Annotated in this window: 20 protein-coding genes and 2 tRNA genes; 11 read left to right on the plus strand and 11 right to left on the minus strand. The window is 68.3% G+C overall.

Annotation, left to right across the window (positions count from 1 at the left end; genetic code table 11):
- Window positions 1–75 precede the first annotated feature (75 nt).
- Window positions 76–534, plus strand: a complete 459-nt coding sequence (locus tag ACFC51_RS22275; protein ID WP_376530427.1) for a MarR family winged helix-turn-helix transcriptional regulator — start codon at window positions 76–78, stop codon at window positions 532–534.
- A 70-nt stretch (window positions 535–604) separates the two neighbouring features.
- Here ACFC51_RS22275 and ACFC51_RS22280 read toward each other — a convergent pair whose 3' ends face one another.
- Window positions 605–949, minus strand: a complete 345-nt coding sequence (locus tag ACFC51_RS22280; protein ID WP_376376284.1) for a winged helix-turn-helix transcriptional regulator — start codon at window positions 947–949, stop codon at window positions 605–607.
- 168 nt (window positions 950–1,117) lie between these two features.
- Here ACFC51_RS22280 and ACFC51_RS22285 point away from each other — a divergent pair, with 168 nt between their 5' ends.
- Window positions 1,118–1,729: an FMN-dependent NADH-azoreductase gene (locus tag ACFC51_RS22285; protein ID WP_376376286.1), complete on the plus strand. Its 612-nt coding sequence runs from the start codon at window positions 1,118–1,120 to the stop codon at window positions 1,727–1,729.
- Window positions 1,730–2,059: 330 nt separating this feature from the next.
- Here the strand turns inward: ACFC51_RS22285 and ACFC51_RS22290 are convergent.
- Window positions 2,060–2,142 (minus strand) — tRNA-Leu (locus tag ACFC51_RS22290).
- Window positions 2,143–2,456: 314 nt separating this feature from the next.
- On the opposite strand from ACFC51_RS22290, the gene ACFC51_RS22295 reads away from it, so the two are divergent.
- The 6 genes from ACFC51_RS22295 to pknB all read left to right on the plus strand — a co-directional run bounded on the left by ACFC51_RS22295 (window position 2,457) and on the right by pknB (window position 10,487).
- On the plus strand, window positions 2,457–3,314 hold the full coding sequence (locus ACFC51_RS22295) for an FhaA domain-containing protein (RefSeq protein ID WP_376376288.1): 858 nt from the start codon (window positions 2,457–2,459) through the stop codon (window positions 3,312–3,314).
- Between the two features lie 10 nt (window positions 3,315–3,324).
- Entirely contained in the window at window positions 3,325–3,840 is a 516-nt protein-coding gene (locus tag ACFC51_RS22300) for an FHA domain-containing protein (RefSeq protein WP_103760635.1), read from the plus strand.
- 129 nt (window positions 3,841–3,969) lie between these two features.
- Window positions 3,970–5,457: a Stp1/IreP family PP2C-type Ser/Thr phosphatase gene (locus ACFC51_RS22305; RefSeq protein WP_376376290.1), complete on the plus strand. Its 1,488-nt coding sequence runs from the start codon at window positions 3,970–3,972 to the stop codon at window positions 5,455–5,457.
- A gap of 21 nt (window positions 5,458–5,478) precedes the next feature.
- The gene (locus ACFC51_RS22310) at window positions 5,479–6,879 is read left to right on the plus strand and encodes an FtsW/RodA/SpoVE family cell cycle protein (protein WP_376376292.1); all 1,401 of its coding nucleotides are present in this window, start codon (window positions 5,479–5,481) and stop codon (window positions 6,877–6,879) included.
- A complete protein-coding gene (locus ACFC51_RS22315; protein ID WP_376376294.1) occupies window positions 6,876–8,330 on the plus strand; it encodes a peptidoglycan D,D-transpeptidase FtsI family protein in 1,455 nt (484 codons plus the stop codon). The genes ACFC51_RS22310 and ACFC51_RS22315 overlap by 4 nt, the downstream gene beginning before the upstream one ends.
- Before the next feature lie 171 nt (window positions 8,331–8,501).
- Window positions 8,502–10,487 (plus strand): Stk1 family PASTA domain-containing Ser/Thr kinase, encoded by a 1,986-nt coding sequence (gene pknB / locus ACFC51_RS22320; protein ID WP_376376296.1) that lies wholly within the window; start codon window positions 8,502–8,504, stop codon window positions 10,485–10,487.
- Window positions 10,488–10,562: 75 nt separating this feature from the next.
- On the opposite strand, the gene ACFC51_RS22325 is transcribed toward pknB, so the two are convergent.
- The 5 genes from ACFC51_RS22325 to ACFC51_RS22345 all read right to left on the minus strand — a co-directional run bounded on the left by ACFC51_RS22325 (window position 10,563) and on the right by ACFC51_RS22345 (window position 14,395).
- Window positions 10,563–11,291, minus strand: a complete 729-nt coding sequence (locus ACFC51_RS22325) for a class E sortase (protein WP_376530396.1) — start codon at window positions 11,289–11,291, stop codon at window positions 10,563–10,565.
- A 36-nt stretch (window positions 11,292–11,327) separates the two neighbouring features.
- The gene (locus ACFC51_RS22330; RefSeq protein WP_376376300.1) at window positions 11,328–12,722 is read right to left on the minus strand and encodes a class E sortase; all 1,395 of its coding nucleotides are present in this window, start codon (window positions 12,720–12,722) and stop codon (window positions 11,328–11,330) included.
- The gene (locus ACFC51_RS22335; RefSeq protein WP_376376302.1) at window positions 12,719–13,357 is read right to left on the minus strand and encodes an aminodeoxychorismate/anthranilate synthase component II; all 639 of its coding nucleotides are present in this window, start codon (window positions 13,355–13,357) and stop codon (window positions 12,719–12,721) included. Before ACFC51_RS22335 ends, ACFC51_RS22330 begins: the two co-directional genes overlap by 4 nt.
- Complete coding sequence (locus ACFC51_RS22340) at window positions 13,354–13,542, minus strand: hypothetical protein (RefSeq protein WP_031090437.1); 189 nt, start codon at window positions 13,540–13,542, stop codon at window positions 13,354–13,356. The genes ACFC51_RS22335 and ACFC51_RS22340 overlap by 4 nt, the downstream gene beginning before the upstream one ends.
- A gap of 127 nt (window positions 13,543–13,669) precedes the next feature.
- Window positions 13,670–14,395 carry a DUF881 domain-containing protein gene (locus ACFC51_RS22345; protein WP_376376304.1) on the minus strand — a complete coding sequence of 242 codons (726 nt, stop codon included), beginning with the start codon at window positions 14,393–14,395 and terminating at the stop codon, window positions 13,670–13,672.
- Window positions 14,396–14,573: 178 nt separating this feature from the next.
- Between ACFC51_RS22345 and crgA the strand changes: the two genes are divergently transcribed.
- Window positions 14,574–14,828, plus strand: coding sequence for a cell division protein CrgA (crgA, locus tag ACFC51_RS22350; RefSeq protein ID WP_031090433.1), 255 nt, complete (start codon window positions 14,574–14,576; stop codon window positions 14,826–14,828).
- 243 nt (window positions 14,829–15,071) lie between these two features.
- Here crgA and ACFC51_RS22355 read toward each other — a convergent pair whose 3' ends face one another.
- Together ACFC51_RS22355 and ACFC51_RS22360 are read right to left on the minus strand one after the other, a co-directional pair.
- Window positions 15,072–15,953: a rhomboid family intramembrane serine protease gene (locus ACFC51_RS22355; RefSeq protein ID WP_376376306.1), complete on the minus strand. Its 882-nt coding sequence runs from the start codon at window positions 15,951–15,953 to the stop codon at window positions 15,072–15,074.
- Between the two features lie 183 nt (window positions 15,954–16,136).
- Window positions 16,137–16,664: a peptidylprolyl isomerase gene (locus ACFC51_RS22360; protein WP_376376308.1), complete on the minus strand. Its 528-nt coding sequence runs from the start codon at window positions 16,662–16,664 to the stop codon at window positions 16,137–16,139.
- A gap of 348 nt (window positions 16,665–17,012) precedes the next feature.
- Here ACFC51_RS22360 and ACFC51_RS22365 point away from each other — a divergent pair, with 348 nt between their 5' ends.
- Window positions 17,013–17,738 (plus strand): DUF5324 family protein, encoded by a 726-nt coding sequence (locus ACFC51_RS22365; RefSeq protein ID WP_376376310.1) that lies wholly within the window; start codon window positions 17,013–17,015, stop codon window positions 17,736–17,738.
- An 864-nt stretch (window positions 17,739–18,602) separates the two neighbouring features.
- On the opposite strand, the gene ACFC51_RS22370 is transcribed toward ACFC51_RS22365, so the two are convergent.
- Together ACFC51_RS22370 and ACFC51_RS22375 are read right to left on the minus strand one after the other, a co-directional pair.
- On the minus strand, window positions 18,603–18,851 hold the full coding sequence (locus ACFC51_RS22370; protein WP_376378546.1) for a BTAD domain-containing putative transcriptional regulator: 249 nt from the start codon (window positions 18,849–18,851) through the stop codon (window positions 18,603–18,605).
- 651 nt (window positions 18,852–19,502) lie between these two features.
- Window positions 19,503–19,575, minus strand: a tRNA-Ala gene (locus ACFC51_RS22375).
- A gap of 170 nt (window positions 19,576–19,745) precedes the next feature.
- Between ACFC51_RS22375 and ACFC51_RS22380 the strand changes: the two genes are divergently transcribed.
- Window positions 19,746–20,294, plus strand: coding sequence for a helix-turn-helix domain-containing protein (locus ACFC51_RS22380; protein WP_376378507.1), 549 nt, complete (start codon window positions 19,746–19,748; stop codon window positions 20,292–20,294).
- The last annotated feature ends 99 nt before the right edge of the window (window positions 20,295–20,393 follow it).

A 20,393-nucleotide genomic window follows, 5' to 3' on the forward strand; every position in this document is an offset into this window, starting at 1 on the left:
CGGGCCGTTCCTCTCATAGTTGGCTTTTACAACTCCATATTCGTTGTAGCATACAACTAAGATCTCGAGAAGGTGATGCATGTGACGGACACCCCCCGAGGCCGCGAGGAGTCGCTGGATGTCATCCAGCGCGAGCTGACCGCTTTCGCGCGCCGCGCACGGTCGGCCGCAGCACGGCTCCATCCGGACCTGCCGCTGGTCTCGTACACACTGCTCGCCCACATCGACCACCGGCACGGCTGCCGCGCGACCGATCTCGCCGCGCACTACATGCTGGACAAGTCCACGGTCAGCCGCCAGGTCGCGGCACTGGAGAAGCTGGGCCTGGTCGAACGACACCCGGACCCGGACGACCAGCGCATCCAGGTACTGCACCCCACGACTGCCGGCGTCGAGGCCCTCGCATCGACGCAGGCCAGTCGCCGCGCCGCCTACCGCGAACGCCTCGGCACCTGGTCGTCGGACGATCTCGAGCAGTTCGCGGAGTACCTGCTCCGCTACAACGCGACAGGCGACGGCACCCCGCCCCGATAGGCAAGCACCCCGCACCCACCCCTGGCGGCCCACTGAGTGCGCGCGCACCCTCGGCGCAACCGGCAGGAGGTCAGCAGCCCCCCGAGTCCGCCAGGTAGGTGTTCGCCCACTTCCCGAGTTCTTCGAGCGCGGGCCCCATGGCGGCACCGGCCTCCGTCAGCCGGTAGGCGACGCGCAGCGGGGGCCCCTCGTCGACCTCGCGCACCACAAGCCCTGCCGCACCCAGCTCGGACAGCCGGTCCGACAACATGCGCTCACTGATGCCCGGAATGGCCCGGCGCAGATCCGCGAAGTGCACCGGCTGCCGCATCAGCACGGAGACGATCGGCCCCGTCCAGCGCTTCCCGAACAGCTCGAAGACGCGAGTGATGCCCACGTCCACCCGTCGGCAGGTCTGCTCGCTGTGTTCCGCCATGCCCTCAGAGTACTGCGTCGACGTTCGCGGCTTACAAAAAGTAAGTGACTGTGTTATCAATAGGTACGTATGAAAAAGCACACCAACAACCGCGTCTCGCTCCCTGCCGCTCGGCCGTCTCCGCGAGCACGCGCAGCGCCGGACCACTCGACTCCCACGGAGATCCCCATGGCTACGCTCCTCCACATCGACTCTGCCGCCTTTCCCGAGGGCTCCACGTCTCGCGAGGTCACCGCGGCCTTTGTCGCCAGCTGGCGTGAGCAGCACCCCGACGGGAAGGTCGTCCACCGCGACCTCGCCGCGGCCCCCTTGCCTCACCTGGACGCCTCGGCGATAGTCGCTGGCGCCGATGACACGCTGCGCGGCGAGTTGGCTGCAGAACTGGCCGGTGCGGACGCCGTCGTCATCGGCGCACCCATGTACAACTTCTCCATCCCGTCCACGCTGAAGGCGTGGCTGGACCAGGTGATCATCGTCGGTCACAACGCGGGGCCGGACGGACCTGTGGCCGGCACCCCTGTCACGGTCGTGGCCAGTCGCGGTGGCTCCTACGCCCCCGGCACCCCGCGCGAGGACTTCGAGTTCGTCCAGAACTACCTGGAGAAGGTCCTGACCGGCATGCTCGGCGCCGAAGTCGATTTCATCGTCCCGGAGCTGACGCTGGCCCACTCGAAGCCCGAAATGGCCGAACTCATCCCCCTCGCCGACGCATCCCGCACCCAGGCCTTCGCCGAAGCCACGGAGAAGGCAAAGGCACTCGCGGCACGCCTCGCAGCCTGACCACCCGTTACGGAGGGTCGCGCGAACCGGATCCTTCGCCACGGATCCGACGTTTCACGTGAAACAGCCACTCCTCGGGGGCGGCTCCACCCGAGGGTGCGTGCTTCGTCACAGAGCACGCCACGCCCGTGGCGATCAGCCGCCGCGCACCAGGAGGACTCCCCCGAGGCCGACAGCGAGTGGCTGAGTACGCCCGACAGAACAGCCCGCACGTGCCGTCGGGAAAGATCCGCGAGACGGATCCGCACAACGAAGAACCCCCGCACCGAATCTCTCCGGTGCGGGGGTTCTATCGAACCAACCCGGCAGTCTCAATCGACTGCCCTGTTGTGCGCGAGGGGGGATTTGAACCCCCACGTCCCTAAGGACACTGGCACCTGAAGCCAGCGCGTCTGCCGTTCCGCCACTCGCGCATGAGTGGTGTTTTCGGGCTCTCCCACCGTGTGGTGCGAGCGCCTTGCGACAACGGAAGATTAGCACGCTGGACAGGGTGGATTCACATCCGTTGTTTCGCAGGACCCACGAGGGGAACCGGGAACGCGGGAAGCCCGGCCCCACTCCTCCTGAGTGCACCCGGAGTGCGGGACACTGTCAGGAGGCCACCTCTACGATCCGTGTGAGAGGTGACACTCATCCACTGTGCAGACAAGGGGAACCAGCCGATTTCCCCACGCGTGGATACGATCAGTAAGCAGTACAGGGACGACGACACCGGAGGAGGTGCCCCATGGGAGTCATGAAGCGTTTCGAGCAGCGTCTCGAAGGTCTGGTCAATGGCACCTTCGCCAAGGTCTTCAAGTCCGAGGTGCAGCCGGTCGAGATCGCGGGAGCCCTCCAGCGCGAGTGCGACAACAACGCGACGATCTGGAACCGCGAGCGAACCGTCGTGCCCAACGACTTCATCGTCGAGCTCAGCACCCCGGACTACGAGCGGCTCAGCCCGTACTCCGGACAGCTCGGCGACGAGCTGGCCGGCCTCGTACGCGACTACGCCAAGCAGCAGCGGTACACCTTCATGGGACCGATCAAGGTCCACCTGGAGAAGGCGGACGACCTGGACACGGGTCTCTACCGTGTACGCAGCCGGACCTTGGCGTCGAGTTCGTCACAGCAGGGCTCGCAGAGCGGCCCCGCCCCCCACTCGCAGCCGAACCGCCCCTCCGGCCCTCAGGGGCAGGGCGGGTACGGCTACCCGCCGGCTTCCGCCCCGCCCATGCCACCGGCCCCGCCGGGTGCCGGGCGCTCCGGAGGCCCTTCCAGCGACTGGCGCCAGCCGGCCGCGTCCGGCTCCTCGCCGGACGCGCAGGTACGGCGCTGGATCGAGATCAACGGCACCCGCCATCAGATCTCCCGCCCGACGTTGGTGATGGGACGAAGCACCGACGCCGACGTGCGGATCGACGACCCCGGCGTATCCCGCCGGCACTGTGAGATCCGGACCGGAACGCCCTCGACGATCCAGGATCTCGGGTCTACCAACGGCATCGTGGTAGACGGGCAGCACACCACCCGCGCTACGCTCCGCGACGGCTCGCGGATCGTCGTGGGCAGCACCACCATCGTTTACCGGCAAGCCGAAGGGTGAAGCGGGGGCAATGTCAGAGCTGACCCTGACGGTCATGCGGCTAGGTTTCCTGGCTGTTCTGTGGCTATTCGTAATCGTGGCCGTGCAGGTCATTCGCAGCGACCTGTTCGGCACGCGTGTCACACAGCGCGGCTCACGCCGCACTGCCGGTGACACCCGCCCGCAGCAGGGACGCCAACAACAAGCAGCACCGCCTCAGCAGCGCCAGCAGTCCGGGCGCCAGCGCCGCGGGGCACCCACCAAGCTGGTCGTCTCCGAAGGCACTCTCACCGGCACCACGGTCGCGCTCCAGGGCCAGACCATCACCCTGGGCCGGGCCCACGATTCAACGATCGTGCTGGACGACGACTACGCCTCCAGCAGGCATGCCAGGATCTACCCGGACCGTGACGGCCAGTGGATCGTCGAGGATCTCGGGTCCACCAACGGCACCTATCTCGACCGGACCCGGCTCACCACCCCGACACCTGTTCCGCTGGGCGCGCCGATCCGCATCGGCAAGACCGTCATCGAGCTGCGGAAGTAGTACGACAATGAGCGAGCGGAGCGAGCGAGCCGCGGCGGTCCTGACCACGGACCCTGCCCGGCTCCCGACCGGAGGGTGGGCAGTGTGGCTCGAGACCGGCTGTACCCCGAGCCGACGGGCGAGGTGCGCATGAGCTTGTCCCTGCGCTTCGCCGCCGGATCGCACAAGGGCATGATCCGGGAAGGCAACGAGGACTCCGGTTACGCCGGTCCCCGCCTTCTCGCCATCGCCGACGGCATGGGTGGCCAGGCGGCCGGAGAGGTCGCCAGCTCCGAGGTGATCTCCACACTCGTCCAGCTCGACGACGACGTGCCGGGCTCCGACATCCTCACCTCGCTCGGTACGGCGGTCCAGCGGGCCAACGACCAGCTGCGCGTCATGGTCGAGGAGGACCCCCAGCTGGAGGGCATGGGCACCACGCTCACCGCCCTGCTCTGGACCGGTCAGCGCCTGGGCCTCGTCCATGTCGGCGACTCCCGTGCGTACCTCCTGCGCGACGGCGTGCTGACGCAGATCACCCAGGACCACACCTGGGTGCAGCGTCTCGTCGACGAGGGCAGGATCACCGAGGAGGAGGCCACCACCCACCCGCAGCGCTCCCTGCTGATGCGGGCCCTGGGCAGCGGCGACCACGTGGAGCCCGACCTCTCCATCCGGGAGGTCCGCGCCGGCGACCGCTATCTGATCTGCTCGGACGGACTCTCCGGCGTCGTCTCCCACCAGACGATGGAAGAGACCCTGGCCAGCTACCAGGGCCCGCAGGAGACCATCCAGGACCTCATCCAGCTCGCCCTGCGCGGCGGAGGCCCCGACAACATCACCTGCATCGTCGCCGACGTCCTGGACGTCGACAGCAACGACACCCTGGCCGGGCAGCTCAACGACACCCCGGTCGTCGTCGGCGCGGTCGCCGAGAACCAGGCGGCCCAGGCGAACGACGGCCGGGCCATGGAGACACCGGCGGGCCGTGCGGCCGGTCTCGGCCGTCCCGTGCCGCCGCAGAGCGGAGGCTTCGGCCCTCCCGGCAGCGGTGACGACATGGGCTACGGCTCCGGTCCGGACGGAGCCTTCGACGCGTACTCCGACGAGGACTTCGTCAAGCCCCGCCCCCGCCGCAGGTGGCTGAAGCGTTCGTTCTACATCGTGCTCGCCCTGGCCGTGATCGGCGGCGGCGTCTACGGCGGCTACCGCTGGACCCAGACCCAGTTCTACGTGGGCGCGAAGGACGACAACGTCGCGCTGTACCGCGGAATCAGCCAGGACCTCGGCTGGGTGTCCCTCTCGAAGGTCGAGGAGGACACCAAGATCGAACTCAAGTACCTTCCGCCGTACTGGCGCAAGAAGGTCGAGGCGACGATCTCCCAGGGCAGCCTCGCCGACGCCCACAAGAAGCTCGGCGAGCTCGAAGCACAGGCCTCCGCCTGTCAGAAGGACGCGCAGCGCCGCGCCGCCGAGGCCGACACCAATGCCGCCAAGGACAAGGGCGAGACCGGCACCGCCTCCGACAGCACTTCCGCCACGTCTCCCGCCAAGGGGACCAAGACCGCGACTCCCACTCCCGGCCCCAGCCTCTCGGAGGAAGAGAAGAAGCTGGCCCTGCAGTGCGGTAAGCAGTAAGCCGTAGGGGGCCTTCAGCACATGAGCGTTGTCACCAACACCACCACCATCGGCGCGATCGACGCGCCGAGCCGCCGCAACACCGAGCTGGTCCTCGTCGTCTTCGCCGTTCTCATCTCGGTGTTCGCGTACGCCAACGTGGGCCTCGCCCTCAACGGCGAACTGCCCGCCGGCATGCTCGGCTACGGACTGGGGCTCGCGCTCCTGGGCGGTGTGGCACATCTCGCCGTACGGAGATTCGCCCCGTACGCGGACCCGCTGCTGCTGCCCCTGGCGACGCTGCTGAACGGGCTGGGGCTCGCCATCATCTGGCGCCTGGACCAGTCGGAGCGGTTCCAGGCACTCGACACGTTCGCCCCGGCCGCCTCCAAGCAACTGATCTTCTCGGCGGTCGGTGTGGCGCTGATGGTCGGCGTCCTGCTGGTGCTCAAGGACCACCGCATCCTGCAGCGATACACCTACATCTCCATGCTGGTCGCGCTGTTCCTGCTGATCCTTCCGATGTTCTTCCCGGCGGTGAACGGCGCCAAGATCTGGATCAAGATCCCTGGCGTCGGCACGATCCAGCCCGGCGAGTTCGCCAAGATCATCATCGCGGTGTTCTTCGCCGGATACCTCATGGTCAAGCGCGACGCCCTGGCTCTGGCCAGCCGTCGCTTCATGGGGCTCTATCTTCCCCGCGGCCGTGACCTCGGGCCGATCCTCATGGTGTGGGCCTTCTCGATCCTGATCCTGGTCTTCGAAACCGACCTCGGTTCCTCGCTCCTGTTCTTCGGCATGTTCGTCGTCATGCTGTACGTCGCCACCGAGCGCACCAGCTGGATCGTCTTCGGTCTGCTGATGTCCGGCGCCGGCGCCGTCGGTGTCGCCACCTTCGAGCCGCACGTCCAGGACCGCGTCACCGCCTGGCTCGACCCGTTCGCGGGCTGGGGCAAGGAAGCGGCCAGCGAACAGATGGCGAAGTCCCTGATGGCCTTCGGCTCCGGCGGCACCCTCGGTACGGGACTCGGTCAGGGCAACTCCGACCTGATCGGCTTCGCGGCCAACTCCGACTTCATCCTCGCCACCGTCGGTGAGGAACTCGGTCTGGCCGGAATGATGGCCGTTCTGCTCGTCTACGGCCTGGTGGTGGAGCGCGGCGTCCGTACGGCGCTCGCCGCTCGCGATCCCTTCGGCAAGCTCCTGGCCATCGGGCTGTCCGGCTCCTTCGCCATCCAGGTCTTCGTCGTCGCCGGCGGTGTCATGGGGCTCATCCCGCTGACCGGTATGACCATGCCGTTCCTCGCGGCCGGCGGTTCGTCCGTCATCGCCAACTGGGCCCTCATCGGAATCCTGATCAGAATCAGCGACACGGCCCGGCGTCCAGCCCCTGCTCCCGCACCGTCCCCGGACGCCGAAATGACCCAGGTGGTCCGACCGTGAACAAGCCACTTCGCAGGATCGCGATCTTCTGCGGCGTCCTCGTGCTGGCCCTGTTGATCCGCACCAACTACATCCAGTACGTCCGTGCCGACGAGCTCAACGCGAACGAGCACAACCGCCGCGTCCAGATCGAGCGCTACGCCCACGAGCGAGGCAACATCATCGTCGACGGCGAACCCGTCACGGGCTCCGTCGAGACCACGGACAGCGACTTCCGGTACAAGCGCGTCTGGAAGAACGGCCCCATGTGGGCCCCCGTCACCGGCTACTCCTCGCAGGCGTTCGACTCCTCGCAGCTGGAGAGCCTCGAGGACGGCATCCTGACCGGCAACAGCGACCAGCTGTTCTTCGACCGCACCCTGTCGATGTTCACCGGTGAGAAGAAGACCGGCGGCAACATCGTCACCACGCTCAACGGGGCAGCCCAGAAGGCCGCCTTCGAGGGCCTCGGCAACAAGAAGGGCGCCGTCGCCGCGCTCGATCCGCAGACCGGCGCCATCCTGGCGCTGGCCAGCACCCCCTCGTACGACCCCTCGGTCTTCGCGGGCAACTCCATGAAGGACTCCGACGCCCGGCAGAAGCTCCTTGAGGACAAGGACAAGCCGATGCTGAACCGGGCCCTGCGGGAGACCTACCCGCCCGGCTCGACGTACAAGGTCGTCACCGCCTCCGCGGCGCTGGAGAACGGCCTCTACACCGACATCGACGCCAAGACCGACTCGCCGCTGCCCTGGCGGCTCCCGCAGTCGACCAACCTGCTGCAGAACGAGGGCAACATCCCCTGCAAGGACGCCTCGCTGCGAGTGGCCCTCCGCTACTCCTGCAACACCGTCTTCGGCAAGATGAGCGACGACCTCGGCAACAAGAAGATGATCGAGCAGGCCGACAAGTTCGGCTTCAACGAGGAAGTCTTCACCCCCGTCCGCGCCGACGCCAGCGTCTACCCCGAGGACAACAAGCCGCAGAACGCCATGGCGGGCATCGGCCAGGCCTCCAACCGCGCCACTCCGCTCCAGATGGCCATGGTGGCGTCCGCGATCGCCAACGACGGCAAGCTCATGCAGCCGTACATGGTCGCCCAGCGCCAGGCCCCGAACCTGGACGTCATCTACACGCACGAGAAGGAGCAGCTCAGCGAGCCGCTCTCGGCGGAGAACGCCCAGAAGGTGCAGCAGATGATGGAGACCGTGGTCACGGAGGGCACGGGAACCAACGCGCAGATCCCGGGCGTCACCGTCGGTGGCAAGACCGGCACCGCGCAGCACGGCCTCAACAACAGCGAGAAGCCGTACGCCTGGTTCATCTCGTACGCCAAGACCGACAGCGGTTCCCCGGTCGCCGTCGCCGTGGTCGTCGAGGACGGCAACGCCAACCGGGACGACATCTCCGGTGGCGGTCTTGCAGCACCGATCGCCAAGAACGTGATGAAGGCGGTACTCGACGGAAAGTAGTGACACCCGTCACAACTTCTGTCCACACCAGCACATTGGGATACCGGTCGGATATCAGCTGACGGGTGCGGGCCGATCACGCCGGGGGTGCCCGGTAGCGTATGCGCGAGCAGCGCACCGCCGGACCACACACGGGTGCGGTCGGGACTGACGGAGAGGGCTGGATCAGTTATGGAAGAGCCGCGTCGCCTCGGCGGCCGGTACGAGCTGGGCTCGGTGCTCGGCCGTGGTGGCATGGCCGAGGTCTACCTCGCCCACGACACCCGGCTCGGCCGCACCGTCGCTGTGAAGACGCTGCGGGCCGATCTCGCCCGCGACCCGTCCTTCCAGGCACGGTTCCGCCGTGAGGCCCAGTCCGCCGCATCGCTCAACCACCCCGCGATCGTCGCCGTCTACGACACCGGCGAGGACTACGTCGACGGGGTCTCCATCCCGTACATCGTGATGGAGTACGTCGACGGGTCGACGCTCAGGGAGCTTCTGCACTCCGGCCGCAAGCTGCTGCCGGAGCGGACCCTCGAAATGACGGTCGGGATCCTCCAGGCGCTGGAGTACTCCCACCGCGCCCAGATCGTCCACCGCGACATCAAGCCGGCGAACGTCATGCTGACGCGCACCGGCCAGGTCAAGGTCATGGACTTCGGTATCGCCCGCGCCATGGGTGACTCCGGCATGACGATGACCCAGACCGCGGCGGTCATCGGAACGGCCCAGTACCTCTCGCCGGAGCAGGCGAAGGGCGAGCAGGTCGACGCACGCTCCGACCTGTACTCCACGGGCTGCCTGCTCTACGAGCTGCTCGCGGTCCGGCCCCCCTTCGTCGGGGACTCACCCGTCGCGGTCGCGTACCAGCACGTGCGTGAGGAGCCGCAGCCTCCGAGCAACTTCGACCCCGAGATCACGCCCGAGATGGACGCCATCGTCCTCAAGGCGCTGACCAAGGACCCCGACTACCGCTACCAGTCGGCCGACGAGATGCGGGCCGACATCGAGGCCTGCCTCGACGGCCAGCCGGTCGCGGCCACGGCGGCCATGGGCGCGGCGGGCTACGGCGGGTACGACAGCTACAACAACGACCAGCCCACGACCGCCCTCCGTGCGGCCGACCCGGGCGGCCAGACGTCGATGCTGCCCCCGGTCAATCCGGACGACGGCGGCTACGGCTACGACGACCGTCCGGACCGGCGACGCCAGAAGAAGAGCAACACCTCGACGATCCTCCTGGTCGTCGCGGGCGTGCTCGTCCTCATCGGCGCCATCCTCATCGGTCGCGTGGTCTTCAGCGACAACGGCGGGGACGGCGGCAAGTTCGATGTGCCGAACATGGTCGGCTCCACGGTCAAGGACGCCCAGACTCTCGCGGCCAACGCAGAGGTCGAGCTGAAGATCGGCTCCAGGGAGCCTTGCGAGGACCAGGAGAAGGGCAAGATCTGCAGCCAGACCCCGTCTGCCGACGGCCGGATGGCATCGGGCGAGACCGTCACGGTCGTCGTCTCCACCGGTGCTCCCAAGGTCGAGGTACCGGATGTCCTGGAGAAGTCCGAGGACAACGCCCGCAAGGCGCTGGAGGACAAGGGCTTCACGGTGAACGTGGAGACGGCGGAGTCGGACAAGACCCCGGACACGGTCATCTCGCAGGACCCCAAGGGCGGTTCCGAGGTGGAGAAGGAGTCCGAGATCACGATCACCGTGGCCAAGGAGAAGCTCCTCGACCTGCCGGCGCTCACCCGGACCTACGCCGAGGCGGAGGCCCAGCTGCGGGCCATCGGATTCACCAACATCTCGCGGCAGGACGTCGACTCGGAGCAGCCGAAGGACATGGTCGTCGGCCAGACGCCGGAAGGCCCGAGCAAGCAGGCCAAGGACGCCCAGATCGTCCTGAAGGTCTCCAAGGGACCGGCCCAGCCCGAGCAGGTCACCATCCCGGGTGACATCGTCGGGAAGCGGTACCAGGAGGCCAAGGGTGTGCTCGAAGGCATGGGTCTGGTGGTGGCACTGGCCCCCAACTCGCCCGACAAGCCCAACGCCCTGGTGATGCGGGCCGATCCGGGGGCCAACTCGCAGGTCGCCAAGGGCTCCACGGTCACCCTCACCACCCTCGGTGGCGAAGGGGACGGCAACATCTTCGGCGGTCCCTCCGGCACAGGCGGAGACTGACCCGCTTCCCCGCGACGACGGACAGGGCCCCGGCCACCTCTCGGTGACCGGGGCCCTGTCCGTCGACCTCGGCGGCTACCGCAGCTCCGCCGGCTTCGTGCGGTCCCTGTCCACCTTCTCGGTCCGCACCAGCTCGCCCCACACGATGTAGCGGTACTTCGACGTGTAGACCGGCGTGCACGTGGTCAGCGTGATGTACCGGCCGGCCTTCTTCACACCCGCGCCCTTGGGCACCGGGGCGATCGCGTCGACGTCGAACTTCGACGTCTCCGGAAGCTCCGCGAAGACCTTGTAGACGTACCAGGTGTCCTTGGTCTCGAAGACGACCGCGTCGCCCTTCTTCACCTTGTCGATGTTGTGGAACTTGGCGCCGTGCCCGTCCCGGTGCGCGGCCAGCGCGAAGTTGCCCTGCTCCGCAGACGGAAGGGCCGACTTCACCGGGTCCGTGTAGTAGCCGGCGATGCCGTTGTTGAGGGTCGCGGTGTCGGTGCCCTTCTTGACCAGCACCTCGCCGTTCTTCATGGCGGGGACGTGGAGGAAGCCGATGCCGTCCCTGGTGTCCAGCGCCCCCGGCCCACCGGCCCACCGGTCGCGGACGGTGTTGCCCTGCTTGTCGGCCTCGCGGTCGGCGAGCACGTTGGTCCACCACAGCGAGTAGACGACGAACAGGCCCAGGACCAGCCCTGCCGTGATCAGCAGTTCGCCGAAGAAACTCACCGCCGTCGCGACCGGGTGCCGGCTCCAGCGGCGCACCGGGGCCGACGGCTCGTCGGTGCGCTCTTCCTGCTCGGTCCTCGCTGCCACCGCACCCGTCCCTGTCGTGATGTCGTCCAGCCCGCGTCAGCCGACGAGCGCGTCGGGCTTCCCCTTGCTGCGCGGCCGTTCGTCGACCATTTTGCCCCACACGATCATTCGGTACGTACTCGTGAATTCCGGCGTGCAGGTCGTCAGCGTGATGTACCTGCCCGGACCGGTGAACCCGGAGCCCGGGGGCACTTCGTCGATCACGGCGACGTTCGACGGAGACGTCTGCGGAAGGATGCTGGTCATCTCGTACGTGTAGTAGGCGTCCTGCGTCTCGACCACGATGGGGTCGCCGGGCTTCAGCTTGTTGATGTAACGGAAGGGCTCACCATGGGTGTTGCGGTGGCCCGCCACCGCGAAGTTCCCCTGCTCCGCGGAGGGCATCGCGGTCTTCAGCTTGCCTTCGCCGTAGTGGCCGACCATGCCGCGGTCGAGGACCTTCTCCTTGCTGATGCCCTCGGCGATCGGCGCGACCACGTCCAGCTTGGGGATGTGCATGATCGCGAAGCCCTGGCCGGGCTCGAAGGCACCGGGGCTCCGCTCGCCGCTCGCCCAGTCGTCCTGGATCTTGTGCGTCTCGCGGCCTGCGATCTGGTCGGCGCGGACGTTGGTCCACCAGAGCTGGTAGGTGACGAACAGGAGCATCAGCACACCGAGGGTGATGAACACCTCGCCGACGACCCGGCTGGCCACGACGGCCGGGCTGTCCTTGGCAGCGCGGGCCGCGCGCCGGGCTTCCAGCCGTGTCATCGGAACCGCGGGCTTCCCGGCCCCGGGCTCCGCCACCGGACGGGCTTCGCCCCGCCGTCTCCCGCGGCCCTTGGCCGCCCGTCGGCGCTCGGCCCTGCCACCCGCCGGGAGTGGTTCGGGACCGGCCTCCGCGGCTTCGGGGCCTTCCAGCCGGGCCGCCCTCCGCGTATCGGCCGTCCGCAGGGCCACGGTCTCGTCGTTCAGGACCGGAGGGACGTCGGCTCGGGGCCGCAGCGCGGTGTCCCGCGCGTCGGCGACGGACTGCCCCGGATCCGGAGCGGGCGCCGCAGCCCGAGGCACGGATCCCTCCGCTCGGGGGCCTGGAACCCCCGCCATGGGATCGGGTATGACCGCGGTGCCCCGGACGGTCCCCGCCGCGGGAGCCACCTCGGGCCCCTGCTGCCCGTACCAGTCCCTCCGGTACCCCTCCGGGTCGTACCACTCACCCGGGGTCTCCGCAGGCGCCTGAGCCGCCGCCTGAGGCGCCTGTGGCGCCTGTGGCGAACCGTCGTCGGACGGTGTGGTGTCCGTCCGCAACCAGGGTGAGGTGTGCTGCCCCGGCAGGGGATCGTTCAGCGGGTCCGCGAGCTGCTCCACCGCCTCCGCGAACGAGCCGTCGGGCTCGTACGCTCCCTGCGTGTACGGGCCTTCCTGCCCGGCGCCGGGGCGGTGTGAGGTCACGCGGCGGCCTTGCCCACCACCGGGGCGAGCCCCGCCGATCTCCCGACGGCGCCGACGTCACCGCACTGCTCGAGCCAGTTGGCGAGCATCAGGTGGCCGTGCTCCGTGAGCACCGACTCGGGGTGGAACTGCACGCCCTCCACGGCGTGTTCACGGTGGCGCAGCCCCATGATGATGCCGTCGGCGGTGCGTGCGGTGACGTCCAGCTCGGGCGGGACCGTCGTGGGTTCGGCGGCCAGCGAGTGGTAGCGCGTCGCGGTGAACGGGGACGGCAGGCCGGCGAACACGCCCTTGCCCTCGTGCAGTACGGGGGAGGTCTTGCCGTGCAGCAGCTCCGGCGCCCGGTCCACCACGCCGCCGTACGCGACGGCCATCGACTGCATGCCCAGACACACCCCGAAGACGGGGATGCCGCTCCGCGCGCAGTGGTGCACCATCTCGATGCAGACGCCGGCCTGCTCCGGTGCACCCGGGCCGGGCGACAGCAGGACCCCGTCGAAGCCGTCGTCCGCGTGCGCCGTGGTCACCTCGTCGTTGCGCACCACCTCGCACTCGGCACCGAGCTGATAGAGGTACTGGACGATGTTGAAGACGAAGCTGTCGTAGTTGTCGACGACGAGAATGCGTGCGCTCACTGACCGGCCCCCGCTCCGCTGGTGCCTTCGCCGTCCACCGTCACGTCACCGAACGGGAGCAGTGGCTCCGCCCAGGGGAAGACGTACTGGAAGAGCGCGTAGACAACGGCCAGGGCCAGCACGAGCGAGATGAAGCCCCGCACCCATGCGTTGCCCGGCAGGTGCCGCCAGATCCAGCCGTACATGCTGTTGCCTCCATTCGGTACGGCACCAGACTAAACGGCCGGGGCACAGGCGTGGGTCAGCTGTGGAAAGCCGCCGGTCCACCGCCTGTCACGGACGCCGACCTCCCGCCGGGCCCGGTCTCCGGGGCTACTTCACAGGCTGTGCGTAATGGAGATCGACGGTGCCCGAATAGCCGGGAAGCGTCAGCTTGTCATCCTCTTCGACCTTCCATCCCAGCCCGTACGCCTTTACATAGAGCTGGTAGTTCTGGATCGCCGTGGAGTCGTCGAGCGCCTGCCGGAGCTTCCCCCGGTCACCGACCGCGGTGACCTTGTACGGAGGCGAGTAGACCCGGCCCTGCAGGATCAGGGTGTTGCCGACGCAGCGCACCGCGCTGGTGGAGATCAGCCGCTGGTCCATCACCCGGATCCCACGGGCCCCGCCCTCCCAGAGGGCGTTGACCACGGCCTGCAGGTCCTGCTGGTGGATGACCAGATCGTTGGGCTGGGGTTCGGGGTATCCAGGGTTGGCGGTCGCGTTCGGCGGGGCGTCGTTCAACGTGACGGACAGGGCCGCGCCGGTGACCGGAGAGGTGCCCGCGGCCTTCTCCAAGGCGTCGAGTTTGGCGTCCTCGGCGCGAGTGCTCCCGTCGTCGCGGCGGGCGAGGGCGTCGATGTCGGCCCGCACGGAGGCGGTCGACTCGTCCAGTTCGGCATTCTTCTCGCTGCGCTGCTGAATGAGATCGGAGAGCTTCAACAGGGAGGAGTCGGTCCGGATATCGGTCCCTTTGGCCGTGTTCGCACTGGTGACGAAAATCAGTCCCGCCAGGGCGAAAACGGCAGCGGTCAGCCCCTGGACCGGCCATCGGGACATGCGCCGGGCCGGGCCTCGAGGAGAGTCGGCAGAATTGCTCAACGTACCCTTATCTCCTTAGGCGCCACGGAAGCACTACGCTAACGGACGCCCCGGGGAGGCAGCATTCCCCCTCGCGCCCCGGCGCCAGCCACAGATCCCTGCGCGGTCACGCAGCGCATCGACAGGAGAGTCCCTCGTGCCGAAGTCACGTATCCGCAAGAAGGCAGACTTCACGCCTCCGCCGGCCAAGCAGTCGACGAGCATAAAGCTGACCAACCGCAGTTGGGTGGCGCCGGTCATGCTGGCGCTCTTCCTGATCGGCCTGGCCTGGATCGTGGTCTTCTACGTCACCGAGGGCGACCTGCCGATCGACGCCCTCGGCAACTGGAACATCGTCGTGGGCTTCGGGTTCATCGCCGGCGGGTTCGGCGTTTCCACGCAGTGGAAGTAGCTCTGCCCTGAAGTTACCCACAGAGTTATCCACAGGCGGGGGAAAAGGTCAGACGATCTGTGGATAACTTCCCTCGAAGTTGACGCCGGTGTGACTACACACTTACGCGCCTCGAGACGGTACGCCCCTTGTCCTGACTGGGAAAACCCGGTTCAGCGACAAGGGGCACACCTGTTCCCCACGTCGTGCACAAGATCCGGCACCCTCTGTGGACAACCGCACCACATGAGCAATGGATTCCGCTCAGGTGAGCGCTGCCGTCCTGACAAGGACGGCCAGCACGACCACCGCGAGAACCAGCCCGCAGGCGCCGTACTGCACCAGGTTCCGGCGCTCCCGGGGGGTGTGGACCATGGCGATCGCGATCACGGCTCCGGCGACGAGCCCGCCGACGTGAGCCTGCCAGGCGATCCCGCCCCAGGTGAAGGTGAAGACCAGGTTCACCACGAGCAGGGCGATCACCGGGCGCATGTCGTAGTTCATCCGGCGCATCAGCACAGCCGTGGCTCCCAGGAGACCGAATACGGCGCCCGACGCGCCGAGCGTCCCCTGCGCGGGGTCGGTGATCCAGAAGGTCAGCGCGCTGCCCGCAAGCCCCGAGAGCATGTAGAGCGCCAGATAGCGGGCCCTGCCGAGCGCGGCCTCCAGCGGCCCGCCGAGCCACCAGAGCCCCAACATGTTGAACGCGATGTGCAGAACCTCCTGGTGCAGGAACATCGACGTCACCAGCCGGTACCACTGCCCCTCGGCGACTCCCTCACCGCCGACGCGGCCGAACAGCAGCAAGTCCTCGAGCAGGGGGCGGCCTCCGACCAGAACCGCGACGAAGACGGCGAGATTGATGCCGATCAAGATCTTGGTGATCAGCCTCGGGTCGGCGGCGACACGTCCGCCCGCCAGGGTCCGCGGCTGCCGCGCCGCGGGACGGCGTCCCGTACCCGCCCCTTCTCGGACGCACTCCGGGCAGTGGAACCCGACCGATGCCTCGATCATGCAGTCCGTACAGATGGGCCGCTCGCACCGCGTACAGCGGATCCCCGTCTCCCTGCCGGGATGCCGGTAGCACGTGGGCGGACCGCCTGCGGCCGCGGACCTGTCCTGGTCTTCCGGCGGCTGCTGGTCCATCGGTCACGGCCCCTTCGGTCCTCGTCCGTGGAGGCGGCACACACGCGGCCGCCCCGCTCGCCCGTTATGTAGCAGTACGGACGAGCAGGGCGGTTGGTTCCCGACGGGGGTGGCCGACGGACCAGAGTCCCCTACGCCCGGCGGGCCGGAAGGTCAGCGGGCTCCGGGTCAGTGGGCTCCGGATCAGCGGGTCTCGATGACGACCGACTCGATCACCACGTCCTGCAGCGGACGGTCGGTCCGGGGGTTGGTCGGGGCAGCGGCGATGGCATCCACGACCTTCCTGCCCGCCTCGTCGGCGACTTCTCCGAAGATCGTGTGCTTGCCGGTCAGCCACGCGGTGGGCGAGACCGTCACGAAGAACTGCGAACCGTTGGTTCCCGGGCCGGCGTTGGCCATCGCCAGCAGGTACGGCTTGGTGAAGGCGAGGTCGGGGTGGAACTCGTCGCCGAACTCGTACCCGGGGCCCCCCGTACCGTTGCCCAGCGGATCGCCGCCCTGGATCATGAAGCCGCTGATGACGCGGTGGAAGACAGTGCCGTCGTACAGCTTGTCCGTGGACTTCCTGCCGGTCGCCGGGTCGGTCCACTCACGCTCGCCCGTGGCGAGCTCGACGAAGTTCTTGACCGTCCTGGGCGCGTGGTTCGGCAGGAGCCGGACCACGATGTCGCCCTGGCTTGTCTTCAAAGTGGCGTAAAGCTCCTCGGCCACGATCTGCCTTCCGTAAGTCTTCGCTGATGACCTCCGATCCTCGCACGGGGGGACTCCTCTCCAGCGTGACCACGGCCCGGGGAGGGACGCCGCTCACCTTGTTGCCCGCTTTCCCGCACCTTTTCCACACGTACCGCGCGACAGGTGCGGCCAACTGCCCGACACCACGGAGCACGCCGACACGAACCGTGGCATCGTCGGCGACACGCTGCCTTTGCACCGTATTGCCAGAGAATGACGCTCATGACCCGGATGCCCGTCCCGCATGGCGCACTAGGCCCCAGCGGGCATGATTTCGAATTGGGTGGATAGGCGGAGTACCTACCCGCCACCAAGGAGGAGGATCCCGTGACCCGCATCGACAGCGTGCGCGCCGCAACCTACTCGGCGAAGGACAGCGCGCAGCACGCCGCGGAAGTGGTGGCGCCTTACGCCGACACGGCCAAGGAACAGGCCGCGCACTACGCGCAGGAGGCTCGCGCCCGGCTCGCGCCGAAGGTGTCGAAGGCAGCCGCGCAAGCCCGCGTCCAGTACGGCGCCCATCTCGCACCACGCATCGAACAGGCGCTGACCCACGTGCCTCCCAAGGTCGACGAGGCAGCGCACAAGGCAGCCGTCCGGACGCGCAGCGCTGCCCGCACTGCGGCCGACTACACCGTGCCGCGCGTCGAGTACGCGGTGGCCGCGAGCCGGCCCCTGGCCGAGGAGGCCACGGCCCGCAGCACGGCGGCGCTGGCCGCCCTGCGCGGGCAGGTGACGGCCAAGGAGATCCAGAAGCTCGTCAGGAAGCATGAGCGCCGGGCCAAGGCAGGCCGGGCTGCCAAGGGCTTCCTCGTGCTCGGCGTCCTGGCCGGCGGGGCCTTCGCCGCCTGGAAGTGGTGGGACAAGCAGGCCAACCCCGACTGGCTGGTCGAGCCGCCCGCCCCTACGGATGTCGCCGATGACCGCGCCCCGCTGACCTCGGTCGACGGCAGCGGCCGGACGGTGCTCGACCCGGAGGTGCGCGCCAAGCAGGACGAGGCGGAAGCCGGATCGGACCCCGTGGACGGCACCGACCGCGACGACAAGCGCTGACCCGGAGCGCCGGGAACGACGCCTGCGAGGGGCGCCGGACGACCTTGAGGTCGTCCGGCGCCCCTCTTTCCATGCTGCGTGTGAGGACCCTTCAGCCGACCCGGGGAACGGTTCGAGGACCGTGCTGCACAGGCCCGCCTGAGCATGCTGCTCGGTCCGGTGGAAGTGGGGACCGCATGCGAGGCGCAGAGTCTCGAAGCGGCTCGACCTCCCAGCCCCTCTGTCACCCCGATTCCTGCCGGACAGGGGGAAACGGGCGACCTCCTTCAGAGCACCGAGAAGAGCCTGGGCCAGGCTTCAGGTAGTCGGAGTCCACGGTGCCCCCGACTGAGGGCAAGACCGGCGCCGAGGAGCGCGGCGGCGTGCGGGTGGCCCGGCGTGGCGCGGCGCCTCGCGGACCAGGCAGGGCTCCACCCTCCACAGGGCGATCAGCCGGACGGGATGGGGGGCGGGTACCGCGCGTGGTCGGCGTCGGCAGCGGTTGTCCAGGACGATCAGCGAGCGTCGGGTGGTGGCGATCAGACCGAGGCAGTCGGTCGGGACGTCCTGCCTCAGTCGCGTGCAGCAACGACCCGAGGACCTCGCACGGATCCGATACGCCGAGGCGGTCAAGGGCCGGTAGACCGACGAAGAGCTGACCATCGGGGAAGCCCTCGGCCACCTTGTGAGCGCAGTGCGCGGCCGGCGTCTTCTTGCCGGCTCTGCGGTGCCCCTCACACGGACGACCGGCATCTTCCCGGAACGCGGACGGTCCGTGATCTGCGCGATCCCGTCCGCCCCTCCCATGAAGTCCCTCAGGGTGGCGCGTAGCTGATGAGGCGTTACAGGAACATCCCGAGTCCGCCCCATCCGTACGCACCCCACTCAGGACGAACGGGTGCGCATCCCTGAGCTCTGCACCCGGATCCACACTGCACTCCTGGACCAGCCACTCTCGTGGATCCGCGTGTAGGCGTCGAGCGCTTCCACTTCTCGGCCACTGTCGGCGAGCGTTCGAAGGAGGGGCGTGCGGCGCTCACGGAGCGGGTGCACGGCGTTGACGCGCACGAGCTCGGGCAGGTGGGCTTCCCCTGTCCGAGCTCGACCCTCAACGCGTACAGCTTCCCTGGGCAGAGCCGGCGCTCCTTAAAGACGATCGTCCTGCAGTTCGATGCCACGGCTTCCGATTTCCTCGGTGACCGGACCCAGGGCTCGGGCGGCCGCCCGAGCCGGAGTCTCGGCGGCGGCGTCCGCAGGACGGCCCGAATCACTCAGGACGCGAGAGTGCGGCGAACACACGAAGATCCCAGCAATGACCGTTTCACGTGAAACAGAGCGTCCCCCTGTTTCACGTGAAACAGAGAGGACCCCTTCGGGTGCCGCGTCGTCACTCGGCGACCCCAGCCCCGGGAATCGGGCGTCGCCACGGGCACGGCGCGAGGCTCCGGGCCCCCCATCCGGAATGGTGTCCCGGCCTGGGGAGATCACCGCTTCTCACCGAACGCACGGAGATCTGTCACCAGGGCGCCGCGCTCGGCCTCTCCGGACACACCCACGGCCACGCGCCTCAAGAAGGTCGACGACAACCAGCTGCACGTCGCAAGCGGTGCCGGACCCTTTCGGCCCGCCGTTCCGGGTGCGAGCCGACCCGTAGATCACCGTGATCGGGCTACGCCCCTGAGCGCGGTCACGGACGGAGCCGGTACGTCTTCCGGCCCTGGTCCGCCCCTCCGACACAAGAACGCCCCTGACCTGGTGAAACAACAGGTCAGGGGCGTTCTGCTGTGGAGCCTAGGAGATTCGAACTCCTGACATCTGCCTTGCAAAGGCAGCGCTCTACCAACTGAGCTAAGGCCCCGAAAAGCGGACACCGTGGACCACATCCATGGTGCGATGTCCGTCGCAGAACAGAGTACCGGGTGACCCCCCGAATCCTGCAAAAGGATTGGGACTCCCGGCTGGCAACCGCTCTCCGTAAGATGCACGGCAAGGTTCGCAGCAGCGAAGCCGCAGCGAAGGGGAGACGCAATGGACGCAGCGCAGCAAGAGGCGACGGCTAGAGCCCGGGAGCTCCAGCGCAGCTGGTACGGAGAACCGCTGGGGGCGCTCTTCCGCAGGCTGATCGATGATCTCGGTCTCAACCAGGCACGCCTCGCGGCAGTGCTCGGGCTGTCCGCACCCATGCTCTCGCAGCTCATGAGCGGACAGCGCGCCAAGATCGGCAACCCTGCGGTCGTCCAGCGGGTCCAGGCACTCCAGGAGCTGGCCAGCCAAGTGGCGGACGGCAGCGTCAGCGCGGGAGAGGCCACCGACCGGATGGAAGAGATCAAGAAGTCGCAGGGCGGCTCGGTCCTGACCAACACCGGCCAGACCTCCACCACCGGTGGTGCTCCCACCGTGCGGCGCGTGGTCCGCGAGATCCAGTCGCTGCTGCGTTCGGTCGCCGCGGCCGGCGACATCATCGATGCGGCGGACGCCCTCGCCCCGGCCCACCCCGAGCTGGCAGAGTTCCTCAGGGTGTACGGAGCGGGACGCACCGCTGACGCGGTCGCGCACTACGAGGGCCACCAGAGCTAGGACGGACACCCGGGGCCCGGGGGGCGGGGCCGGGGCCCCGGGCCATGGCAGTATCCCGACAGCCGGGGCACGAACCGAAACGGGAACGGGAGCGGGCGC

It is taken from the genome of Streptomyces sp. NPDC055962 (genome assembly GCF_042270185.1).
Lineage (GTDB): Bacteria > Actinomycetota > Actinomycetes > Streptomycetales > Streptomycetaceae > Streptomyces.

Coding starts and splice junctions, on each gene's coding strand:
- ACFC51_RS22275 (WP_376530427.1), top strand. CDS start 76: ATGCATGTGACGGACACCCCCCGAGGCCGCGAGGAGTCGCTGGATGTC.
- ACFC51_RS22280 (WP_376376284.1), bottom strand. CDS start 949: ATGGCGGAACACAGCGAGCAGACCTGCCGACGGGTGGACGTGGGCATC.
- ACFC51_RS22285 (WP_376376286.1), top strand. CDS start 1,118: ATGGCTACGCTCCTCCACATCGACTCTGCCGCCTTTCCCGAGGGCTCC.
- ACFC51_RS22295 (WP_376376288.1), top strand. CDS start 2,457: ATGGGAGTCATGAAGCGTTTCGAGCAGCGTCTCGAAGGTCTGGTCAAT.
- ACFC51_RS22300 (WP_103760635.1), top strand. CDS start 3,325: ATGTCAGAGCTGACCCTGACGGTCATGCGGCTAGGTTTCCTGGCTGTT.
- ACFC51_RS22305 (WP_376376290.1), top strand. CDS start 3,970: ATGAGCTTGTCCCTGCGCTTCGCCGCCGGATCGCACAAGGGCATGATC.
- ACFC51_RS22310 (WP_376376292.1), top strand. CDS start 5,479: ATGAGCGTTGTCACCAACACCACCACCATCGGCGCGATCGACGCGCCG.
- pknB (WP_376376296.1), top strand. CDS start 8,502: ATGGAAGAGCCGCGTCGCCTCGGCGGCCGGTACGAGCTGGGCTCGGTG.
- ACFC51_RS22340 (WP_031090437.1), bottom strand. CDS start 13,542: ATGTACGGCTGGATCTGGCGGCACCTGCCGGGCAACGCATGGGTGCGG.
- ACFC51_RS22345 (WP_376376304.1), bottom strand. CDS start 14,395: ATGTCCCGATGGCCGGTCCAGGGGCTGACCGCTGCCGTTTTCGCCCTG.
- ACFC51_RS22355 (WP_376376306.1), bottom strand. CDS start 15,953: ATGGACCAGCAGCCGCCGGAAGACCAGGACAGGTCCGCGGCCGCAGGC.
- ACFC51_RS22380 (WP_376378507.1), top strand. CDS start 19,746: ATGGACGCAGCGCAGCAAGAGGCGACGGCTAGAGCCCGGGAGCTCCAG.